General features: G+C 45.7%; 3 protein-coding genes and 1 pseudogene. 3 read left to right on the forward strand and 1 reads right to left on the reverse strand.

The window, feature by feature from the left end; genetic code table 11:
• The 3 genes and pseudogenes from FFT88_RS24965 to FFT88_RS24985 form a co-directional block, all read left to right on the forward strand.
• Positions 1–938, forward strand: a pseudogene (locus tag FFT88_RS24965) (cobalamin adenosyltransferase); the annotation flags it as partial.
• Positions 939–1,340: 402 nt separating this feature from the next.
• Positions 1,341–1,538 (forward strand): hypothetical protein, encoded by a 198-nt coding sequence (locus FFT88_RS24975; protein WP_089514000.1) that lies wholly within the window; start codon positions 1,341–1,343, stop codon positions 1,536–1,538.
• A 52-nt stretch (positions 1,539–1,590) separates the two neighbouring features.
• Positions 1,591–3,264, forward strand: a complete 1,674-nt coding sequence (locus tag FFT88_RS24985; protein WP_135405942.1) for a sulfatase-like hydrolase/transferase — start codon at positions 1,591–1,593, stop codon at positions 3,262–3,264.
• A 96-nt stretch (positions 3,265–3,360) separates the two neighbouring features.
• Here the strand turns inward: FFT88_RS24985 and FFT88_RS24990 are convergent.
• A partial coding sequence (locus tag FFT88_RS24990) for a site-specific integrase (RefSeq protein WP_135405941.1) occupies positions 3,361–4,243 on the reverse strand: 883 nt, incomplete at its 5' end.

A 4,243-nucleotide genomic window follows, 5' to 3' on the forward strand; every position in this document is an offset into this window, starting at 1 on the left:
ATGCCCGGGAAAAATACGAGGCCACGATTAATCAGAGCTATTACCTGAGTAGTAAGTTTGCTACTGCTGTCGCCAGTGCTTCACTTAATTCCGGTTTTCGTATGGGGACGCGACAGATGCTGGGGCTTATTCTTGCCGAGATCTGGTTCGAACTGAGGGAACGAATCCCGCATATTATCAGACAGCAACGGAACTCATTCTGCGCCGGCAAATGCCTGTCCGAAATAACGTCAGCATTACGTGCCTGCCAGGAACGAGTACAGGAAAAATTCAGTTCTTTTTTAATTGCCTTTAAAGATGGTGTCATCGGAGGGATACTGTCAGGTATTACCACAACGCTGTTAAATATATTCCTGACAACGGAAAGAATGATTGTCCGGCTTATCAGGGAAATGTGGAACAACCTCGTTCAGGCCTTTAAAGTCCTGGTATTTAACCCGGAGGGATTATCGCCGGGGCAGTTAGCCAAAGCGGTCACTAAACTGATAGCAGCAGGTGTGGCTGTTGCCGGTGGGGTGATGATAAATGAGGCGATGGCGCAGATCCTTATTTTTCCATTTGGTTCAGAGCTTGCTGCCTTTTGTGGTGCGCTGACGACAGGTATTCTCGGGCTGGTGATGAATTATTATCTCGAATATAGCGAGGTTATGCAGCGGGTATGGGCATTTCTGGACAAATTTAAGGACAAATTCCGGCGGTCACTGGAATACTTTCAGGCAGTCAATGCTGAACTTGATCGCTATCTTGTGGAACTTACTGCGCTGGAATTTTCTGTTGATGCTGCCGCGTTAAATCATTTTTCACTTCATCTGGATAGCGTAAACAGTGAGATAGAGCGCGGACTTCTGCTGAGAGAAGAAGTCCGCCGACGAGGGATTGCGTTGCCGTTTGAGTCAGGAAATGTGGCTTCTGTTCGTGACTGGTTAAATAAGCGATGAAATTACACCCTCCATTTCCCTGTAACCAGTGTGGGGCCTGTTGTCGTCATGTCAACAGGGCGGGTGAAACGCAATGTCTGGATCGTGGTGACGGTATTTGCCGTCACTATCAGACTGATTCTCATTTGTGTGCAATTTATGATAAACGCCCACAGATTTGCCGGGTTGAAGACCAGTATTTACTGAATTATCAGTCTCAGTACAGCTGGCAGGAGTTTATTGCATTAAACCAGGCCGCCTGCCTTATTCTGAATAAACTGTAATGCCATTAATGGCGGCGTCAGGACCGAAACTGAGAGAACATAAAACAGTAAAATGTCATTCCGTTCAGCAGCCAGCGTTGCTTTCTCCGGCTGCTGTTATTGTAAGGCATTTTCGTTAAGAACGCAGAAGGAGAGGATCGTGAGATTGCTGTTAAAAGGGCTCGTCGGAATGGCGCTGGCCTGGCTTGTTATTGGTTTCGGGATGGAGTTATTTTTTCTCGCCGATCGGGTTCATCCGGCATTAAGAGTAATTGTTGTCTTGGGGATGTTATTCCTGATGATAATGATTGCGGGCGGTATGTGCCGTTCTCTTCTGTCACGAAAGAAAACATCATGACGCTCCTGTTTACGCCGCTACATTTGTGGCGGCTTTATGATTATTCAAAATAATGAATTCACCTGTCACGGCATGTTCAGCGACCAGTGCCGGACAGAAATATCGCTTTTACTCAATTATTATGAAAATTAATCTTCCGTTCATACACTGGCCGCGGATTTGCAATGATAAGTGCCTCGTGTTATCTGTGGGTGTCTTTACTCTTTCTAATCTCCTTGTATCCTCAGGAGCGCATCTGATTTACCGGATATTATTCTTTATCCTGGCACTTCTTATTATTAAGGCAATGAAATCGATTACGTTGCGTTTGATTCTTGCCTTCCCGTTCACATTACTGACTGCTGCAGATATCAGTATCAGCCTGTATTCATGGTGTACATTTGGCACAACATTTAATGATGGTTTTGCAATCAGTATCCTTCAGACAGATCCTGATGAAGTAATAAGAATGTTCAGGATGTATGTTGTTTATGTTATCGCATTTATTATCCTCTTTTTATTGTTCTTCTGTTCAGCAATAAATAAAACGTCCTCATTGCCATCGGAAAAGGTCACGGTAATTACATTTTTATTATTAATTACAGTAACGTTATATTCTTCCTTCCAGTTTGCGTTGAAGAAACAGTATCAAATAAATGAAGTTGATCCTTACATAGTCGCTTCCCGGTTTGCCACATATACCCCTTTCTTTAATCTGAACTATTTTGCACTGGCCGCAAAGGAGCATCAGAGATTAATGACGATTGCTGATACCATACCTCACTACGATCTGGTGATTACGGATAACAACACTGACGTATTTGTTCTGGTGATTGGTGAATCTGCAAGGACTGATAACATGTCCATTTACGGGTATTCGCGCCCAACCACACCAGAGCTTCAGAAACAGAAATCACGACTGAAACTGTTCACTCAGGCAATCAGCGGGGCACCTTATACCGCTCTTGCGGTACCGCTGGCATTATCTGCTGATACCGTGCTGCATCATGATGTTCGCCGTTACCCCGATAATATTATCAATATGGCGAATCAGGCGGGGTTCGATACCTGGTGGCTCAGTGCGCAGTCCGCTTTCCGACAGAACGGAACGGCTGTGGCCAGTATCGCCATGCGGGCCAGAAACAGAATTTATGTCAGAGGCTATGATGAGTTACTGCTCCCACACCTGGCTGAAGCACTGAACAGTAATCCGGGGAGCAGGAAACTGATTGTTCTGCATCTGACGGGTAGCCATGAGCCAGTCTGCAGTAACTGGCCCAGAGATAAAGCCGTGTTTAAACCGCTGGATACAGAAGAAGTCTGCTACGATAATTCCATTAATTATACCGACAGTTTGTTGGGACAGATTTTCGCCATGCTGGAAACGCGTCGGGCATCAGTCATGTATTTTTCAGATCACGGTCTGGAGTATGACCCGACAAAAGAACATGCCTATTTTCATGGTGGAATAAAACCCAGCCAGCAGGCTTATCATGTTCCGATGTTTATCTGGTACAGCCCGATACTGGGAGAGTATGTCGATCGCCAGACGGTGAACAGCGTTTTTTCCACTGCGTATAATGATTATCTGATTAATGCATGGATGGGGTTAACCAGAGACGGACAGCCGGAAACGCCGGAAGAGGTAATTATCCGCTGGCAGGGAAAATCAGATGTTTTTGATGCAAACCATAACGTGTTTGACTACAAAGTATTACGAAAGAACTTTAATGAGCCCTTGGAATAATTCATTAAAGTAATTTACTTCGCTATCCTTTTTCCAGTTACTCACAAAGAAAAATATTCAGAAAATAATTCCCGGGCTGGCAGCCCGGGATGATTACTATTTTAATGGATTGTTAATCTTTGCATATTCAAACGGGCTGATACATTGTTCTCTGTTCGCATCCAGAAAATCTGCCCACCACTGTAGCATCAGTCGCCGTTCTTCCAGATGTTCTGCTTTATGGATATACGCAGCACGTACACCATTACGCTCCTGATGGCTCATCTGACGTTCCACAGCATCGCGGGACCACAAACCTGATTCAATCAATGCACTGCACGCCATTGCCCGGAATCCATGGCCACAGACTTCCCGGGTTGTGTCATACCCCATCACCCTGAGGGCTTTATTTACAGTATTTTCACTGATTGGTTTACGCGGGTCATGTGCACCCGTAAATATCAGACCATTTTCACCTGCCCATGTCTGAAGTTCTGTCAGTATGGCTACAGCCTGTTGGCTGAGTGGCACAAGATGTGGTGTTCGCATCTTGGAGCCCCGGTGTGAGTATTTTACGCCTGGCAGAGGTTCGCGTTCGGCTGGAATAGTCCACATGGCATTGTCAATATCAATTTCAGACCAGCGGGCATATCTGAGTTCACTGGAACGAATAAAAACCAGTAAATTCAGCATAACTGCCAGTCGGGTGACAGGCTGGCCTTTATAACCGTCAATACGCGACAGAAGTTCAGGCAGGCGTGAAAGATCCAGAGCAGGGCGATGCTGGCGTTTTACCGTGGTCAATGCACCAGCCATATCCAGAGCCGGGTTATATCTGATGATGCCAGACTGTACGGCATAACGCATTACAGCAGATATTCTTTGCTGCAGACGACTGGCGATTTCATAAATTTGTTTAGCTTCTGCAGCACGAACAGGGATAAGCAGGTCCGGGGTACTGAGTGTTGTGATATCCCGGTTGCCGATAAAGGGGAAAACG

Source organism: Escherichia sp. E4930 (assembly GCF_005845405.1).
Lineage (GTDB): Bacteria > Pseudomonadota > Gammaproteobacteria > Enterobacterales > Enterobacteriaceae > Escherichia.

What these genes read in the sequence shown, in the direction of transcription:
- FFT88_RS24985 (WP_135405942.1), top strand. Translation starts at nt 1,591, where the DNA reads ATGAATTCACCTGTCACGGCATGTTCAGCGACCAGTGCCGGACAGAAA.